This window comes from Cellulomonas sp., from assembly GCF_017744555.1.
Classification (GTDB): Bacteria; Actinomycetota; Actinomycetes; order Actinomycetales; family Cellulomonadaceae; genus Cellulomonas.
Genome location: NZ_JAGIBD010000007.1, coordinates 194,408 through 212,199 on the forward strand (window position 1 = coordinate 194,408; position 17,792 = coordinate 212,199).

14 protein-coding genes are annotated in these 17,792 nt (G+C 73.8%); 6 read left to right on the forward strand and 8 right to left on the reverse strand.

The genetic code is table 11. The features are described 5' to 3' along the window. Position 1: 1 nt before the first annotated feature. Together J7523_RS07120 and J7523_RS07125 are read right to left on the reverse strand one after the other, a co-directional pair. Positions 2 to 1,018, reverse strand: coding sequence for an ANTAR domain-containing protein (locus J7523_RS07120; protein ID WP_291884127.1), 1,017 nt, complete (start codon positions 1,016 to 1,018; stop codon positions 2 to 4). 129 nt (positions 1,019 to 1,147) lie between these two features. After that, complete coding sequence (locus tag J7523_RS07125; RefSeq protein WP_291884129.1) at positions 1,148 to 1,522, reverse strand: nuclear transport factor 2 family protein; 375 nt, start codon at positions 1,520 to 1,522, stop codon at positions 1,148 to 1,150. A 239-nt stretch (positions 1,523 to 1,761) separates the two neighbouring features. Here J7523_RS07125 and J7523_RS07130 point away from each other — a divergent pair, with 239 nt between their 5' ends. Further along, entirely contained in the window at positions 1,762 to 2,220 is a 459-nt protein-coding gene (locus J7523_RS07130; RefSeq protein ID WP_291884132.1) for a GatB/YqeY domain-containing protein, read from the forward strand. A 34-nt stretch (positions 2,221 to 2,254) separates the two neighbouring features. Here the strand turns inward: J7523_RS07130 and J7523_RS07135 are convergent, their stop codons facing one another. Then, entirely contained in the window at positions 2,255 to 3,301 is a 1,047-nt protein-coding gene (locus J7523_RS07135; protein WP_291884135.1) for a putative sulfate exporter family transporter, read from the reverse strand. Between the two features lie 69 nt (positions 3,302 to 3,370). Between J7523_RS07135 and J7523_RS07140 the strand changes: the two genes are divergently transcribed. Next, positions 3,371 to 4,324 carry a LysR family transcriptional regulator gene (locus J7523_RS07140; RefSeq protein ID WP_291884138.1) on the forward strand — a complete coding sequence of 318 codons (954 nt, stop codon included), beginning with the start codon at positions 3,371 to 3,373 and terminating at the stop codon, positions 4,322 to 4,324. Between the two features lie 70 nt (positions 4,325 to 4,394). Next, positions 4,395 to 5,030, forward strand: coding sequence for a DUF6518 family protein (locus J7523_RS07145; protein WP_291884140.1), 636 nt, complete (start codon positions 4,395 to 4,397; stop codon positions 5,028 to 5,030). Between the two features lie 8 nt (positions 5,031 to 5,038). Here the strand turns inward: J7523_RS07145 and J7523_RS07150 are convergent, their stop codons facing one another. The 3 genes from J7523_RS07150 to J7523_RS07160 all read right to left on the reverse strand — a co-directional run bounded on the left by J7523_RS07150 (position 5,039) and on the right by J7523_RS07160 (position 12,026). After that, positions 5,039 to 6,727, reverse strand: coding sequence for an AMP-binding protein (locus J7523_RS07150; protein ID WP_291884141.1), 1,689 nt, complete (start codon positions 6,725 to 6,727; stop codon positions 5,039 to 5,041). 46 nt (positions 6,728 to 6,773) lie between these two features. After that, complete coding sequence (locus J7523_RS07155) at positions 6,774 to 10,913, reverse strand: bifunctional nitrate reductase/sulfite reductase flavoprotein subunit alpha (RefSeq protein WP_291884144.1); 4,140 nt, start codon at positions 10,911 to 10,913, stop codon at positions 6,774 to 6,776. A 105-nt stretch (positions 10,914 to 11,018) separates the two neighbouring features. Next, positions 11,019 to 12,026 carry a hypothetical protein gene (locus J7523_RS07160; protein ID WP_291884146.1) on the reverse strand — a complete coding sequence of 336 codons (1,008 nt, stop codon included), beginning with the start codon at positions 12,024 to 12,026 and terminating at the stop codon, positions 11,019 to 11,021. A 346-nt stretch (positions 12,027 to 12,372) separates the two neighbouring features. Between J7523_RS07160 and J7523_RS07165 the strand changes: the two genes are divergently transcribed. Beyond that, positions 12,373 to 13,512, forward strand: a complete 1,140-nt coding sequence (locus J7523_RS07165; protein ID WP_291884150.1) for an AI-2E family transporter — start codon at positions 12,373 to 12,375, stop codon at positions 13,510 to 13,512. Between the two features lie 32 nt (positions 13,513 to 13,544). On the opposite strand, the gene J7523_RS07170 is transcribed toward J7523_RS07165, so the two are convergent. After that, positions 13,545 to 14,057 (reverse strand): hypothetical protein, encoded by a 513-nt coding sequence (locus J7523_RS07170; RefSeq protein ID WP_291884153.1) that lies wholly within the window; start codon positions 14,055 to 14,057, stop codon positions 13,545 to 13,547. 98 nt (positions 14,058 to 14,155) lie between these two features. Next, positions 14,156 to 15,178 (reverse strand): LacI family DNA-binding transcriptional regulator, encoded by a 1,023-nt coding sequence (locus tag J7523_RS07175; protein ID WP_291884156.1) that lies wholly within the window; start codon positions 15,176 to 15,178, stop codon positions 14,156 to 14,158. 293 nt (positions 15,179 to 15,471) lie between these two features. Here J7523_RS07175 and J7523_RS07180 point away from each other — a divergent pair, with 293 nt between their 5' ends. Together J7523_RS07180 and J7523_RS07185 are read left to right on the forward strand one after the other, a co-directional pair. Further along, positions 15,472 to 16,782 carry a sugar ABC transporter substrate-binding protein gene (locus J7523_RS07180; protein WP_291884159.1) on the forward strand — a complete coding sequence of 437 codons (1,311 nt, stop codon included), beginning with the start codon at positions 15,472 to 15,474 and terminating at the stop codon, positions 16,780 to 16,782. A gap of 70 nt (positions 16,783 to 16,852) precedes the next feature. After that, positions 16,853 to 17,782, forward strand: a complete 930-nt coding sequence (locus tag J7523_RS07185; RefSeq protein ID WP_291884162.1) for a sugar ABC transporter permease — start codon at positions 16,853 to 16,855, stop codon at positions 17,780 to 17,782. Positions 17,783 to 17,792 lie beyond the last annotated feature (10 nt).

Sequence of the window (17,792 nt, forward strand, 5' to 3'; positions counted from 1 at the left end):
GTCATCCCCTCCGTGGGCTCGTGCCAGGCACGTTCTCGTCGGCGTCCACCGGGAGGCGTGGGGCCGGGACCACCTCGACGTCCAGCGCGTCCGCACCGGCCAGACCGAGTGCGGTGCTCTGGGACAGCACGAGGCGCAGCGTCACGCCCTCGGCGGCCGCCTTGCGGTGCGCGGCCGTGAGGACGGAGACCCCCACGGAGCCGAGGTGCGACACGGCACGCAGGTCGACCACGACGCTGCCGGGACGTCGGGCCCGGACCATGAGCTGGGTCAGTGCGGCGCTGAGCTCGCTCACCGTGGCGAGGTCCACGGGGCCCTCGACGACGACGGCCGGGACGCCGTCGACGGTCGAGAAGGTCAGGTCGAGCGCACGGCCCGGGGGTTCGACGGGCGGGTCGGGCAGCTCGTCGGTGAGGCTGGCGAAGAAGACGTCGTCGAGACGGCGCCGCATCCCGGAGCTCAGGCCGCCACCGCTCTCGACGACCGTGACGAGCCGCCGCGCGAGCGTGACCAGCTTGAGGTTGCGCTGCTGCGAGCCCCAGCGGAGCAGCTCGAAGGCCGCGTCGCCGTCGAGCCCGTAGCCGAGCATGAGGATGCCCTTGGCCTGGTCGATGACCGCGTGGGATTCCAGCGCGAGAGCGAGCTCGGTGTTGACCCGGTCGGCCATCGCGCGCCGCTGCGCCGCCGTCGTGTCCACGAGGAACCCGCTGACCACGCGTTCGCCTGCCGCGTCCGTTTCACCCGCGCCCGTCAGCGTCACCGTCCGTGCCGTGCCCGTCAGGTCGAGCAACGGGTACTGGCAGCCGAACGCGGACCCGTCCCGTGCCCCCAGCGCGATCTGGTCCAGGACCCGGTCGCGGTCGGCGGGCTCGACGTGCCGGATCATGAGGTCGAGCGTCGGCACCACGTCGCCGGGCGTCATCCCGTGGATCTCGAACATGCCGTCCGACCACCAGCACCGGCCGTCCTGCGGGTTGATCCTGAAGCGACCCACGGTCGTGGACCCGCCAGTCGTCATGGCATCCTCCGGGGGGTGCGGATGCAGCCGCGCGCGATACCGGGCTCGTGTCTGAACCCGTGGCGGCCGGCGACCACGGCCGCACCCTCGAAGGTAACCCTCCGGGGTACCCGTGCGCGTGCCGAGCGGTCAGCCCGCGGGCGCCCCGTCCACCAGGTACGTGCCGTGCCCCTCGACCACGAGCCCGTCGTCGTCGAGCACCAGCACCTCGTCGACCAGGTCGCCGCGCTGGTTGCGGTACGAGACGACGATGACCGAGACGCCTGCGAACACGCGCTCGACGGTGAAGTGCAGGTCGGGGACCTGGGGGAGCGCGGTCGACCAGTAGTGCCGCAGCTCGTCCTTGCCGCGGACCGTGCCGCCCGTCTCGGGCAGCACCCGCGCCGCGACGGGTGACGAGAACACGACGTCGTCGTGGAACAGCGCGAGGACGGCGTCGAGTTCGCGGGCGTTCCAGGCGGCCGCCCAGGCGGCGGCGAACGTCGAGGGGTCGGGGAGTGTCATGTCGACATCCTGGCGGACCCCTGCTCGCGCCACGCGCGCGGTCCGACGTCATGCGCCCGCTTGAGCGCCCTGCTGAAGGCCGAGGCCAGCGGGCGGGTGTTCTGACTGGTCGACGCCCCGGACGCGGAGGCGGCCGCAGCCGTGCACCGGGAGGCGCACGGGCTGGTCGCCGACCGGCTGTTCGCGCGTAGGGCGAATCTCGTTCGGGCGGACCTGCTCCACGACGGCAGGATGGGTCCATGACCGCCACGACGCTCGACCAGCTGACCGCCGACCTCACGACCGCGATGAAGGCCCGCGACACCGACCGCGTCGGCGTGCTGCGCCAGGCCATCGGTGCCGTGCGTGCCGAGGCGAAGGCCGGCCCGGTCGAGAAGGACCTCACCGAGGAGGACGTGCTGCGCGTGCTGACGCGCGAGGTCAAGAAGCGCCGCGAGAGCGCGCAGATCTACACCGACGCCGGCGCCGCCGAGCGCGCAGCCACCGAGACGGCCGAGGCCGACGTCATCGAGACGTACCTGCCGGCGCGGCTGTCCGACGACGAGCTCGCCGCGCTCGTCGGGTCGGTGGTCGCGGACCTGGGCGCGACCTCGATCAAGGACATGGGCGGCGTGATGAAGGAGGCCACCGCCCGCGCCGCGGGGGCGGCCGACGGCAAGAAGCTGTCGGCACTCGTGCGGGCGGCGCTCGCGGGCTGACGCCGGCTCCGGTGCGCCCGGCCGGCCGGAGTCGTCAGGCGTGCGCCGCCACGAGCGCACCCGCGAGACCGACCCCGGTCACGACGACCGTGCTCGCCGCGCCCAGCGCGAGGGCCCGGCCGCCGCCCTGCACCAGCCCGCGCACGTCGACCTGCGCGCCGAGCGCGGTGAGGGCGGCGGTCAGGGCGACGGTCGACACCACGTGCGCCGCGTCGACCACCGGCCCCGGCACGACCCCGGTGCTCCGGACGAGGACGAGCACGAGGAACGCGGCGACGAACGGCGGGACCAGCGGCGGGCGGGCGCCGGGACGCCCGCGCCGGCCGGCTCCGACGGTCGCGACCACCGGCGCCAGGAGCAGCACGCGCGCGAGCTTCGCGACGACGGCGACCGCGACCGCCGCGGCGGACACCGAGCCCGCGGCGGCGACGACCTGGCCGACCTCGTGCACCGAGAGGCCGATCCACAGCGCGGCCGTCTCGTCGGGCAGGTCGAGGGCCCGGGCCGCGAGCGGCAGGGCGACGAGCGCGAGCGTGCCGAACAGGGCGACGAGCGCGACGGCGACGGCGGTCGCGTCGTTCTCGCCGGTCGCGTGCTCGGCGCGCTCGTCGCAGGCCCGGCCGTCGGGCAGCACGCTCGTCATCGCGGCGACGGCCGCGGCCCCGCAGATCGAGAACCCGGTCGCGACCAGCAGCCGCAGCCGGTCAGGGACGCCCAGCACCCGGCCGAGGGTCAGCGTCACCGTGAACGTGACGACCACGCTCGCGACGGCCGCCAGGACGCCGCGCACCCCGAGCCGCCCGAGGTCGCCGAGCGAGAGCTGCAGTCCGAGCAGCGCGACTCCCGTGCGCAGCACGTGCGTCGAGGTCCAGGTCAGGCCCGTGCGGGCGGCGGCAGGCACGAGCCCGGCGGTACGGGCGGCGACGCCGAGCCCGAGGGCGACGACGAGCACGGGCGCGGCGGGATGGACGTGCGTGACGACGGCACCCACGGCCGCGACCGCGAGGAGGACGGCGACGGTGCGCCCGGAGGTGCGGGCGGGGGAGGCGTCGAGCGTGGCGAGGGTGGGACGAGGGGGCACGTTGCCAGCCTGAGCGGCGAGGGCGAGCCGCAGTAGGGCAGCTTCGCTCGTGAGGGATAGCGTGCGGCTATGGCTGACCGCGAGGCCCCGGACGTCGAGCGCCCCGACGACGGGTTCGGCGCGACCTCCCGCATCCCGCTCGCCGCGGCCGGCCTGCTCGTCGCGATCGACGACCACGGCTCGCTGTCGGCGGCGGCCCGCGCGCTCGGCATCGCCCAGCCGTCCGCGAGCGCCGGGGTCCGCCGCCTCGAGCGCCGCACCGGCCTGACGCTCGTCGACCGCGGCGCACGCGGCACGTCGCTCACCGCCGACGGCCTCCGCCTCGTCCCGCGGGCCCGCGACCTGCTGCGCGCGTCCGATGCGTTCGAGGCCGACGTCGCGAGCCTGCGCACCGGGCACGGGGCGCGCGTCGTGGTCGCCGCGAGCATGACGATCGCCGAGCACCTGCTGCCCGGGTGGCTCGCGGGCGTCGACCCGTCGACCGCCGTGGACGTCGTCGTGGTGAACTCGTTCGGCGTCGAGAAGGCCGTGCTCGCCGGGGAGGCGGACCTCGGCTTCGTCGAGTCGCCCGACGTCGACCCGCGGCTGCACGCGCGCGTCGTCGCGGTCGACGAGCTCGTCGTCGTGGTCGCTCCCGAGCACCCGTGGGCGCGGCGCACCCGACCGGTCGACGTCGCGATGCTCGTCGGGTCTCCGCTCGCGCTGCGCGAGGTCGGCTCGGGCACGCGCGAGACGCTCGAGCAGGCCCTCGCGGCGGCCGGCGCCGCATTGCCTGCCGGCCCGGCTCTGGGCTCGACGACGGCCGTGACGGCGACCGTCCGTGGCGGCAGGCACGCCGCCGTGCTGTCCGCCGTGGCCGTGCAGGACGACCTGGACCGCGGCACGCTGCGCCGCGTGCACGTCGACGGCATCGACCTGCGACGCGAGCTGCGCCTGGTGTGGGCTCGCGGGCGTCGACCGGGTGCCGCGGTGCAGGACGTGGCACGCGTGATCACCGAGAGGGCGGCGCGGCCGCGCGGCTAGGCCCCTGGTCGGACGGGCGTTCCGCCCCGGGGTGGACGCGCCGCCCGCGCCGGCCCGCCACTGTGGACGCATGACAGAAACGCCTGCCCGGACGCTCCCGGCCGTCGTCGACGTCGCCGCGCACCGGCCAGGGGTCGATCGGCTGCTGCCGCTGCTCGGTGTGGCGGTCGGCGTGCTCACGTCGTTCGCGCAGGGGTGGCTGGACTCGCCGTGGGCGGCGCTCGCGAACGCGGCCAGCCCGTGGCTCGTCATCGCGTTCGCTGTGGGGTACCGCGGGCGGACGGCCGCATCTGCCGCGGTGCTCGGTCTCGTCACGTGCCTCGGTGAGGTGGCGGGCTACTACGCCGCGGCGGCGGCGCGCGGGTTCGGCGTCTCGACCGGCTGGGTGGTGTTCTGGCTGGTCTGCGCGGTGGTCGGCGGGCCGTTGTTCGGCGCCTGCGGCCGGCTCGTGCGCGTACCTCGGACCTGGCTCGCGGCGTGCGCGGCTGCCGCCCCGGCGGCGACGTTCCTCGGCGAGGGGATCGGGTCGTACTGGCTGCGCCTGGGCTACCTCGCCGAGGCGGTCCTGTTCGTCGTCCTCGGGCTCACCGCCGGTGCGCTCGCGCTGGTCCGCACGCCCGCCCGTCCGACGACCGTGGCCGCGGTCGCCGTCGGGACCCTCGCGGCATCCGCGCTCTACGGCGTCCTCCTGGGATCGCTCGGCTGAGGCGGCCGTCAGACCGCCGGGGCCGCGAGGACGTCGTCACGCACGACGCGGCGCAGCACCTTGCCGAGGATCGAGCGTGGCAGGTCCTGCACGACGACGAGCCCGCGCGGCACCGCGTACGCGGCGAGGCGCTGCGCGCACCACTCCCGGACCGCCGTGAGGTCCACGTGGCCGGCGTCGTCGTCCAGCACGACCGCCGCGACGACCTTCTCGCCGAGGTCGCCGCCGGGGACGCCCACCACCGCGACGTCGCGGACGCCCGGCATCGTGCGCAGGTGGTCCTCGACCTGCGACGGGTACACCTTGAAGCCGCCCGTGACGATGACCTCCTTGATGCGGTCGACGAGCACCACGAACCCGTCGTCCGTGAGGCGCACGACGTCGCCGGTGCGCAGCCAGCCGTCGGGCAGGAGCTGCTCGGCGGTCTCGTCGGGTCGCTGCCAGTACCCGGCGAACACCTGCGGGCCGCGCACCAGGAGCTCGCCCTCGTCGACGTCCCTCGTCGGGTCCTGCGGGTCGACGACGCGCACGTCGGTGCTCGGGAACGGCAGGCCGAGGGCGCCCGGCCGGCGCGCGGGAGACAGCGGGCTGCCGAGCACCACGGGGGCCGTCTCGGTCATGCCGTAGCCCTCGACGACGAGCCCCCCGGTGAGCCGCTCCCAGCGCGCTGCGGTCGCGGCGGGCAGCGCCATGCCGCCGCTGATCGCGTACGTGAACGAGCGCAGGTCCGCGCCCGACTCCTCCGCCGCGGCCGCGATCCGGTCGAGCATCGGCGGGACGGCGGGCAGGAACGTGCCGGGGCGGCGGCGCTGGGCGCCGAGCACCGCGGCCGCGTCGAACTTGGGGAACGCGACGATCGTCGCCGCGGTCCTGGCGGAGTACGTGAGTCCGAGCGTCAACCCGAACGCGTGGAAGAACGGGAGCATCGCGTAGACGGTCTCGGTGCCGCGGACGTGCCCGGTCCACGCCTGTCCCTGCACGGTGTTGGCGACGAGGTTGCGGTGCCGCAGCGACGCGCCCTTCGGCGTGCCGGTGGTGCCACCCGTGTACTGGATGAGCGCGAGGTCCTCGCCCGACGGCCACGGGTGCTCGCCGGGCAGGGGAGCGGACGCTGCCACCAGCCGGTGCCACGACGGGATCCCGGCGGGGACGTCGGCGCGCATCGCGGCTCGGGCGGCGCGCGCGGACCCGACGGGCAGGCGCAGCGCCCAGCGCTTGGCGCGCGGCAGGTCGGCGGACAGGTCGACGGCCACGACCGTGCGCACGTCGGTGGCGGGCTGCGCCTCGAGGACCGCGGCGACGGCCTTCTCCCAGACGAGCGCGACGGTCGCACCCGAGTCGGCGAGCTGGTGGCCGAGCTCGGCGGCCGAGTAGGTGGGGTTGTGCTCGACGACGATCGCGCCGAGCCGCAGGACCGACCAGAACGCGACGACGTGCGCGGTGCAGTTGGGCAGCACGACGGCGACGCGATCGCCGGCCCGGACGCCGAGGTCGTGCAGGGCCTGCGCGCCGCGGGCGACCTGGTCGGCCAGGGCGGCGTACGTGGTGGGCCGGCCCAGGAAGTCGACGGCGACCCGGCCGGGGAAGTCACGGGCGGCGCGGTCCAGGCTCGCGCCGAGCGGCTCGTCGGGCACTACGACGTCGTGCGGGACGCCGGGGGCGTAGGAGGCGAACCAGCGACGGTCGTTGTCGGACATCGGCCAAGGCTAACCTACGGTTCCGTAAGTTACTAGTCCGTAACCTTCAGTAGACGTCGCGCACGTACCGCTTCTCGGCGGCGAGCTGCTCGACGTAGGCGGACGCCTCCTCGGGCGACAGCCGGCCCCACGTCTGCGCCACGTCGTGGAGCGCGGCGTGCACGTCCTTCGCCATCCGGCTCGCGTCACCGCACACGTAGAAGTGCGCGCCGTCCTGCAGCCACGACCACAGCGCGCTGCCCTGCTGGCGCATGAGGTCCTGCACGTACACCTTGTGCCGCTGCTCGCGCGAGAACGCCAGGCTGAGCCGTGAGAGGAGCCCGTCGTCCTGCATCTGGCGCAGCTCGTCGCGGTAGTAGAAGTCCGTATCCGAGTGCCGCTCGCCGAAGAACAGCCAGTTGCGCCCCTCGTGGCCCAGCGCCCGGCGCTCCTGCAGGAACGCGCGGAACGGCGCGACCCCCGTGCCCGGGCCGACCATGATCATCGGCGTGCTCGGGTCCGACGGCGGCCGGAAGTGGGCGGACCGCTGCACGAACACCGGGACGTGCGTGTCGTGGCCACGGTCCGCGAGGAACGTCGAGCAGACCCCGTGCCGGCGGCGGCCCTGGTGCTCGAACCGGACGGCCGACACCGTCAGGTGCACCTCGCGCTCGTGGTGCCGCGGGCTCGACGAGATCGAGTACAGCCGCGGCTGCAGCCGCTTCGTCACGCCGAGCCACTCGTCGACGTCGGCCCGCACCCGGTGCTCGGCCAGGACGTCGACCGACTGCCGGCCCCAGAGGTAGCTCTGCAGGCTCGTCGTGTTGTCCTGCCGCAGCAGCCGCCCGAGCTCGTGGTGCTGCGCGCGGTCCTGCACGAACCGCAGCAGGTCCGGGGTGATCCGCAGGATCTCCAGGTGGTGGCGCGCCGCGTCGACCAGCGCCATCGGCTCGAGCCCGTCGAGCTCGACCACGGTGTCCCCGTCCAGGCCCGTGACGTGCAGCCACTCCTCGACCGCCTCCGGGCTGTTGGTCGGCCACACGCCGAGCGCGTCGCCCGCCTCGTACGCGAACTCGTCGTCGTCCACCGCGAACGCGAAGCTGCGCACGTCCTTCGTCGACCCCGCCGCGCTCAGCCGCTGGTTGCGGACCAGCCGGGTCGGCAGGGGAGAGGTGCGGGTGTAGCGGCTCGTCCTGGGGCGCTGCGTCGGCGCCTCGGCCACGTCCCGGGCATCCGCAGCGCCCGGGGCCGCGAGCAGGCCCCGGACCGTCGCGAGCCACCGGTCCGCGGGCTCGGACTCGCCCGGCTCGACGTTCACGCGGTCCGTCAGCCGCGTCGCGCCCAGCTCGGCGAGCCGCGCGTCGAGCCGACGCCCGTGGCCGCAGAAGTCGTCGTACGACGAGTCCCCGAACGCCAGCACCGCGTACCGGGTGCCGGCCAGCGTGCCGACGGCGTCCGACGACAGCGCGTTCCAGAACCGGGTGCCGTTGTCCGGCGCGTCGCCGTCGCCGAACGTGCTCGTCACGAGCAGCACCGTGCGGCCGCCCGCGAGGTCCGCGACGTCGAACCGGTCCATGCTCACCAGGTCGACGGCCATGCCCGCAGCCCGCAGCTCGGCCGCGAACCGCTCCGCGTGCTCCTCGGCGTTGCCGGTCTGCGACGCCCACAGCAGCAGCACCGATGCCGGCGCGGGGATCGCGGGGTCAGCGACAGGGGCGGTCGTCGGGAAGGCGCTGACGCCGCCGGCGCGGGAGAACAGCCCGGCGAGCATCCCGTCGACCCAGGCGCGGGTCGCGGGGTCGAACGGCGCCGCGGGCGGGAGGACCGGCACACCCGTCTGCCCCTGCTGCCGCATCGACCACAGGAGGCCGCGCACGTACTCGGCCTGCTCGCGGGACAGGTCCGGCGCGGCGTGCTCGAGCCCGAGGGCGGCGCCGACGGCCGCCGCGGCCGAACCGTCCTCCGCCGGCACGTCCGGCACGGACGCCGGCGGCTTCTCGACGACCGGCGCGACGGCGGCCTCGACCCGTGTCAGCGTCACGGCGCACACCTTGAGCTCGGGCTGGAACGACATCGGGTCGACGGCGTCGTTCGTCACCGCGTTGATCGCCAGGTACTCGCCGAACTGGTCGTTCCAGTGGATCGGCGCGAAGCAGGCGCCCGGTCGGACCCGGTCGCTGACCACGGCGGGCAGCACCGCACGCCCGCGGCGCGAGGCGATCTCGACCTGGTCGCCCTCGGCAATCTCCAGTCGGGAGGCGTCGACCGGATGGATCTCCACGAAGGGTCCGGGGTTGAGCTTCGTCAGCGCCGGGACCTTGCCCGTCTTCGTCATGGTGTGCCACTGGTGCTGCAGGCGGCCGGTGTTGAGCACGAACGGGTAGGCGTCGTCCGGGAGCTCGGCGGCGTCCAGGTGCGGGCGGGGGAAGAACTGCGCGCGGCCGTTCGGGGTCGCGAACGCCAAGGCCGGCGTGGACCCGTCGGGCGCGACGAGCAGCCGTTGGCTCACGCCGTCGTTGAGGTACCGGATCGGCGCGCGGTCGTCGTCGCGGCCCGGCGGGGCCGGCCACTGCACGGGCGTCTCGCGGAGCCGGTCGTACGTCACGCCGCGCAGGTCGTAGCCCGTGCGCGGGTTCCAGAACTGCCGCAGCTCGTCGAACACCTCCTCGGCGTCCGCGTACGTGAACGCGTCGGCGAAGCCCATCGCGCATGCGACCTCGGCGATGATCCGCCAGTCCGGCATCGCCTCGCCGACCGGGTCGGCGGCCTGCTGGTTGAGCGTGAGGTTCCGCTCCGAGTTGACCGTGACGTACGTCGACTCGGCCCACAGCGTGCCCGGCAGCAGGATGTCGGCGTACGCGTTCGTCTCGGTCTCGAGGAACACGTCCTGCGCGATGACGAGCTCGCACGCCTCGAGCCCCTGGATGGCCGTGCTGCGGTTCGCGACGGACGCGACCGGGTTCGTGCAGATGACCCAGCAGGCCTTGACCGTGCCGTCGGCCATCTGCCGGAACAGGTCGACCGTGCCGGTGCCGACGTCGGTGCGCAGCGTCCCGGCGGCCACGCCCCAGGCGTCCTCGACGAACGCCCGGTCGTCGGCGTCGACCACGGACCGCTGACCCGGCAGGCCGGGACCCATGTACCCCATCTCGCGGCCGCCCATCGCGTTGGGCTGACCTGTCAGCGAGAACGGTCCGCTGCCCGGTGTGCAGATCGCGCCCGTCGCGAGGTGCAGGTTGCAGATGGCGTTGGTGCTCCACGTGCCGTGCGTGCTCTGGTTGAGCCCCATCGTCCAGCACGTCATCCAGCGCTCGGCCTCGCCGATCCACTGCGCCGCCTGCCGCAGGTCGGCCTCCGGGATGCCGGTGATCGCCGCGACCCGGTCCGGCGGGTAGTCCGCGAGGTGGTCGAGCATCGCGTCCCAGCCGTCGGTGAACCGGTCGATGAAGTCCTGGTCCGTGTGGCCCGCCTCGACCAGCAGGTGCAGCAGCCCGTTGAGCAGCGCGAGGTCCGTGCCGGGCTCGACCTGCAGGAACAGGTCGGCCTTCTCGGCGGTGGCCGTGCGACGCGGGTCGACGACGATCAGCTTCGCACCCGCCTTGACCCGGTCCAGCATGCGCAGGTGCAGGATCGGGTGGCAGTCCGCCATGTTCGCGCCGATGACGAAGAAGAGGTCGGCGTGGTCGAAGTCCTGGTACGACCCGGGCGGCCCGTCGGAGCCGAGCGACTGCTTGTAGCCCGTGCCCGCACTCGCCATGCACAGCCGCGAGTTCGACTCGATCTGGTTCGTGCCGACGAACCCCTTGGCGAGCTTGTTCGCGAGGTACTGCGCCTCGAGCGACATCTGCCCCGACACGTACAGCGCGATCGCGTCCGGCCCGAACTCGTCGAGGATCGCGCGCAGCCGCGCGGCGGCCTCGATGATGGCGTCCGCGATCGGTGCGGGCTCGGCCGGCGCGTCGCGGCGCGGGCGGACGAACGCGGTCTCCAGACGGCCGCCGGCCGACAGCATCGCCGCGCTCGTGGCCCCCTTGGTGCACAGCCGGCCGAAGTTCGTCGGGTGGTCCTTGTCGCCCGACGCCTTCAGCACGGTGCGTCTGCCCGACGACGGGTCGCGTCCGATCTGCAGGACCATGCCGCAGCCCACACCGCAGTACGAGCACGACGACCTCACGGTGTCGGGCGCGGGCGCGGTCGTGGGGTCCATGCACCCATGAAGCCAGGTCGTTGTTCCCGCACCGTGACGCGATTGTGTCGGGCGCGGCACAACGCCCTCACGGCGGTGCGGCCAGGGCTGTGCGGAACGCGCGCCTCAGGGCTGGACGAGGTGCCGGGCCAGACGCGGCTCCGGCACGCTCGACAGCCGCGTCGCCCACGGCTGCAGCCGGACGAGCTCGTCGACCACCATGCGCCAGCGCCGTTCGGCGGCCCGCAGGTGGTCGGCGACGTCGTCGGGGGCGATGTGCCCGGAGCTGTGGACGCCCGACGCGGCGTCCACCGAGTCGAGGCCCCGGCGAATGGTGCTGCGCGCGGCCCGGTACCCGGGGGAGTCGCGCCCCTCGGCGGGCGTCAGCACCTCGAGCACGGCGGCGGCGTCGTCGAACATGGACCTGACCAGCGCGAGCGCGGCCGGGCGGTCGGCGGGGGAGAGCCGGTGCGCGCCGTCCGCGAGCGTCGTGAGCGCCGTCGACCCCGCGAGCCGCTGCACGGTCGTGGGCAGCGTGTGCGGGTCGACGTGCATCTCGAGGAGCAGCGCCATCGTGCGGCCGAGGACCGTCTCGTCGCGCTCCCGCTCGACCCGCTGCCGCTCGGCCGCCTCGCGCTCCTCCTGCTCGGCGCGCAGCACCGCCGCGTGCGCCTCGCGCTCGAACCGCTCCGCCTCCAGCCGCGCCGCCGTCGCGTGCCGGGCGACGCGTTCGGCGGCCGACCGCACGCGGTGCTCGCTCTCGTTCTGGCCGCGCAGCACGAGCTCGCGCGCCGTCTGGTTGAACGGTGCCGCATACCCGTCGTCCGTGTACCCGAACAGCGAGACGCGGTGCTCGTCGGCCCACAGCACCGCCGTCTTGGTGTAGCCCGACCGGGAGTAGAAGGCCGCCGCCCGGGTCCCGGCCGCGGCGTGGAGCTGCTCGACGGCCTCGCGCTCGACCGGGCGGTGCTCGTGGTCCACGCGCGCGACGAGGTCGGGCCCCTCCAGGTCGACGCCGGCCGGCGCGTCGGGCAGCGCGACCCGCACACCCGTGCGGGCCAGCACCGTGCGGGCGTGCCGCTCGGCGAACCGCTCCGCCTCTCGTCGGCGCGGGTCCTTGCCCGCTGCGCTCACGACCGCTCCTCGCTCGTGCCGAATCCAGCAGGACGACGCTAGGGGGCGGTGGGTCGGCGTGCGTTCGGCCGCTCGGGTGACCTGCGGGTGACATCCGCCGGCCGACCCGGACGGACCGTGACGAACCGCCCGGCGCGCCGCCCGGAAGGCGGCGATCCGGCCCGGGTCGTCCGTTGACGGTCATCCGGGCGCGACGACCGCCTCGCGGGGTGCGTTCTCACCGGGACGACGGTCCCCGTCTTGTATGTTGCGGACAGCCGGCCGAGGACCGCGCCGTGGACCACGTGCTGCGGACGGGTGCTGCGGACCGGGCGCCGTGGACCGAGCCCCTCGAAGGAGCGCACCGATGGCTTCCCCGCAGGGCCTCGCGCCCGCCACCCGCACGCTGCTGACGCTCGCCGCCTTCGTCGTCGCGCTCGCGGGCGTGCACGCCGCTCAGGACATCCTCGCGCCCGTCGTGCTCGCCGCGGTGCTCGTGGTGATCGTGCACCCGATCCGGCACCCGTTGGAGCGGCGCGGCTGGCCGCGGTGGCTCGCGACGACCACCGTCATCGTCACCGCGTACCTCATTCTCGCGGTGCTCATGGCGATGCTGGTGTTCGCGGGGGTCCGGTTCGCCGCCCTCGTGCAGGACTTCCTGCCCGAGCTCCAGTCCGCCGCGAGCGCGGTGACGGACCGGCTCGCGGAGCTCGGCCTCGACCAGCAGGCCGCCGACGCGGCCGCCGACTTCCTCAACCCGTCCGCACTGCTCAGCGTCGCGACGACCGTGAGCGGCACGGTCGTCAACGTGGCGAGCACGCTGTTCGTGGTCGTCACCTACATCCTGTTCATGTCCGTCGACGCCGCGCGGTACGACGGCGCGCGCGGCCTGTTCGGGTCGGAGCGTCGCAGCGAGCTCGACCGCGCGACGGCCCTCAACGTCGGCGTCCGCCGGTACTTCGTGGTGAGCGCCACGTTCGGTGGCATCGTCGCCGTGATCGACGGGCTCGCGCTGCTGTGGCTGGGTGTCCCGGCGCCGGCCGTGTGGGCGATCCTCGCGTTCGTCACCAACTTCATCCCGAACATCGGGTTCGTGCTCGGTGTCATCCCGCCCACCGTGCTCGCCCTCGTGGTGGGCGGGTGGCCGCTCGCGCTCGCGGTCGTGGCGGTCTACAGCATCGTCAACGTGGTGCTGCAGGTGCTCGTGCAGCCGAAGTTCGTGGCCGACGCCGTCAACATCACGCTCACGCTCAGCTTCGCGTCCGTGGTGTTCTGGACGTTCGTGATCGGCCCGCTCGGCGCGATCCTCGCGGTGCCGCTCACGCTGCTCACCCGGGCGATGCTGCTGCAGGGCGGTGCGCCGACGGCCTGGTACGCGTGGCTCTCGGGCGACGACGCCGTGCCGACCCCGGACGGCCCTCAGTCGCCGCCGTCGTCTGGTGCGCCGCCCGCCGAACGGACCGAGCCGCCCGCGCCGACCGACGACCCGGACCCGGTCCCCGCCTGATCCTGCCCGTCGGCGGGGCCTCGGCCGCTGCGTCAGCGACCGGGGCGGACCGGGTCCGCGGCGGCCGTGACCCGGGTCCTCAGGAGGCTGAGGTCCGGTTCGGGCACGAGCGCCGCCGGGATCGCGCCCCATCGGCCCGTCGAGCGCCACTGCAGGAACACCACGTCGCCCCGCACCTCGACCCGGCGGACGGACCGGTAGGTCCGCACCGTCCGGTTGCCACCGAGCTCGATGCGCAGACCTTCGGGCTCGACCGCCGCCCGCAGCTCGGTCCCCGGGGCGAGCTCGTCCAGGGTGCACCGCAGCAGCCGGCGGTAGCCGAGCAGCAGCAGCGCCGCGGTGAACGCCGCGACGACGAGGAACACCCAGCCGCCGCGGAGCGTGAGCCCGGCGAGGGCCTCCAGCACGGCCAGCGCCACGATCCACGCCCCTGCGCCCTTCGTCGCGTAGCGCGTGAACTGCACCCGGGCGACGTGCCGAGCGAGCGCGGCGTCCGCGACAAGGGTCCGGACGGGGGTGGCGGCAGGCATGTCGGTGTGTTCCACACGCGGAGCGTAGGGCCGGGCACGGCACACAGGGGCGATGTCCGGCCGGGTGACGTCCCCCCGCACCGGGTCGACGACGGGGTGCGCGCGGGGCCCGGTCAGCGGCGGGCGACCGTCGAGCCGCGGATCACCAGCCGGGGGTCGACGAACTGGGTGCCCGTGCCGATGTCCTTGCCGTCCAGCGCGGCGAAGACCCACTGCGCGGCGGTGCGCCCGAGCTGCTGCAGGTTCGCGTCGATGCTGGTGAGCTCGGGCCGGGAGTTGGTGGTGAGGACCTCCCAGTTGTCGAAGCCCATCACCGCGACGTCGTCGGGCACGGACCGCCCGAGGTCGTGCACCATGTCGAGCGCGCCGCGGGCGATCTGGTCGGATCCGCACAGGATCGCGTCGATCTCGGGGTGCTGCTCGAGAAGCATGGCGGTGGCGTCGCGCCCCCACCGCTCGGACCACTCGCTGTACATCACGTCGCCGACGAGCTCGAGCCCGGCCGCCTCGAGCGCGGCTCGCACGCCCGCGGCCCGGTCCCGGGCGGCGGCGTACGCGTGCTCGCCGGTGATGTGCGCGATCCGGGTGCGGCCGCAGGCGACGAGGTGCTCGACGGCCATGCGGCCCGCACCCGTGTTGTCGGGCGTGAGCGAGCGGTCGTCGGGGTGGTCCGACGGCGCGTAGGCGTAGACGACGGGCACGGGGATGTCGGGGCCGAGCGAGGGGCGCGGGTCCGTCTGGCGGCCCACGACGATGAGCCCGTCGACCCGGCGGCCGAGCAGGGCGCGCAGGTGGTACTGCTCGCGGATGGCGTCGCCGCGCGCGTCGCAGAGGAACACGCTGACCTGCCCGGCGCCGAACGCGTCCTCGGCGCCCATGAGGATCGGGAGGACGAACCGGCCCTCGAGGTCGCTCGTGAGCAGCCCGACCGTGCCCGTGCGTCCTGCGAGCAGGCCGCGGGCGAGCGCGTTGGGGCTGAACGAGAGGCGCTCGGCGGCCTCGACGACGCGCTGGCGGGTCGAGTCCTTGACCTGGTCGCGGCCGTTGAGCGCCTTCGAGGCGGTGGCGACCGAGACGCCGGCGAGCCGCGCGACGTCCGTCAGGGTGACGGCGCGAGCGGGGTCCGTGCGGGCCACGGTTCACCTCCTGTCGTGCGGGACCGGTGCTCCGGTTCGTGATCGAACTGTAACCGCCCGAACCCGTTGACGCGCCAGCCCATGCCGAACTATCTTCAGAAAACCTTTTCGGCTTCTTTCGACACTCGGCCCGGATGCTGCCTTGGTCATTTGGGTGCACGTCAGGGCCCCTGAATGCGACATCGGGGCCTGCGGAGGGACGGGCCGATCCGCAAGGGCCGATAAGGGTTTCGCCCCATGGACCCCTGGGGTGCCGGCCGGCACCCGCTCGACGGAGAGCACGAGGAGACAGCATGAGGATCACCCGCACCCGGACGGCAGGCATGCGCCTGGCCGCCGGGGTCCTGACGGCCGGCCTGCTGGTCGGCCTGGCGGCGTGCAGCAGAGCGGACGACAACAGCGGCAGCGACGGGGCCGCGGTCACCGCCGGCCCCGACGGCACCGACGACGGCACCACGCTCACCCTGTGGACCCGGGCGCCGCTCGAGAAGCAGGCCAAGCTCCTCGTCGCCGCGTACAACGAGTCGCACAAGAACCAGGTCGAGCTCACCGTCGTGCCGAACGACGACTACGTGGCCAAGGTCGGCGCCGCCGCCGGCTCGGGCGGCCTGCCCGACCTGTTCGCTGCCGACATCGTCTACGTCCCGAACTGGGTCAAGCAGGGCCTGTTCCAGGACCTCACCGCCCAGATCGACGGGCTGAGCTTCAAGGACGCCATCAACAAGGGTCACCTGGCCGCCGGGACCGCGGACGGCAAGGAGCACGTGCTGCCGTTCGTCCTCGACCTGTCGATGCTGTTCTGGAACAAGGACCTCTACAAGGAGGCCGGGCTCGACCCCGACAAGGGTCCGGCGAACATGACCGAGTACGTCGCGAACGCCAAGGCGATCCAGGCGCTGGGCAAGCCGGACACGTACGGCACCGCGACCGGCCTCAATTGCGGCGGCTGCCTCGTGTTCACGTGGTTCCCGTCGGTGTGGGCCGACGGCGACCAGGTCATGAACGCGGACGGCACGGAGTCGCTGCTCAACAGCGACACCGCCAAGAGCGTCTACTCGTCCTGGAAGGACCTGTGGGACTCGGGTGCGGTGCTCCCGTCGTCCAAGGACGAGGCCGGGCCGACGTGGACGGCCGGCTTCACCGAGGGCAAGGTCGGCCAGATGTTCTACCCGGCCACCCTGCTGTCCTCGACGACCGGCTTCGACGTCGGCGTCGCGGGCATCCCCGGACCGAAGGGCGGGGAGTCGACGTTCGTCGGCGGCGACGGCATCGGCGTCTCCAAGGACTCGAAGAACGCGGCGCAGGCGTGGAACTTCCTCAACTGGATGATGTCCGAGGACGCCCAGGTGGGTGTGCTCGCCAAGGACAACGACGTCGTCTCGCGCAGCGACCTCGCGAACAACGAGTACGCCGCCAAGGACCCGCGGCTCGTCACCATCAACGAGGTGGCCGCCAAGGGCGACACCCCGGTGGCGCTCAACTTCCAGCAGGCGTTCAACGCGCCGAACAGCCCGTGGCTCACGCTCGTGCGCAACGCGGTGCTCGGTGACGGCAGCTCGGTGGACAAGGACAACGACGAGATCACCGCGGTGCTCTCGCAGTAGCCCCCCGTCGCGGACGCCCCCGCCCACACCGGCGGGGGCGTCCGCCCCGCACCGCCCGAGAGGTCTCCTCATGACGCTCCACACCGCGGCCGCACCACCCGCCGCACCCGCACCGCCCGGCACGGCTCCGCGCCGCCGCACGAACGGCCACCGCCTGCGCGGCTGGGGTTATGCCTCGCCGACCGCGCTGTTCGTGCTGGTCCTGTTCGTGGTCCCGCTGGTCCTCGTCTTCCGGATGAGCGCGTCGAAGTGGCCGTTGCTCAGCGGCGACCAGGGCATCAACTTCCCGGACAACTTCACGGCCGCCGTCGACAACCGGTTCTTCGTCGACTCCGTGCTGTTCACGCTGAAGTACACGTTCTTCGCGACGATCCTGCTGATCGGCCTCGGTCTGGGGCTCGCGATGCTCGTGCAGGAGTCGTCGCGCTGGAAGGGGCTGCTGCGCACGTCGTTCCTCGTGCCGAGCGCCCTGGGCCTCGCATCGGCGTCGCTGCTGTTCTACGTCCTGTACTCGCCGCTCGTCGGGCCGCTCGCGCCGGTGATGGAGCACTTCGGGTGGTCGTTCCTCGGCACCCCGAACGCCGCGCTCGCCTCGACGCTGTTCCTCATCGTCTGGCGCTACGCCGGCTTCTACATGCTCCTCATGCTGGTCGGCCTGCAGGCCATCCCGTCGGACATCTACGAGGCCGCGCGCATGGACGGCGCCAGCCGGTGGCACACGTTCTGGCGGATCACGATCCCGCTGCTGCGCCCGACGCTCGCGCTCACCACGATCCTGTGCGTCACCGGGTCGCTGCTCGCGTTCGAGCAGTTCTACATCCTCACCAAGGGCGGCCCCGACAACAGCACGATCACCGTGGTCCAGCTCATCTACTCGGTCGCGTTCCAGGGGCAGAACGACCTGGGTGTCGCGGCGGCGCTGTCCGTGATCGTCCTGGCGGCGCTCGTCGTCATCAACGTGGTCCAGCTGCGGGCGTTCCGCGGCTCGGACGAGAGCTGAGGGGCCGGCC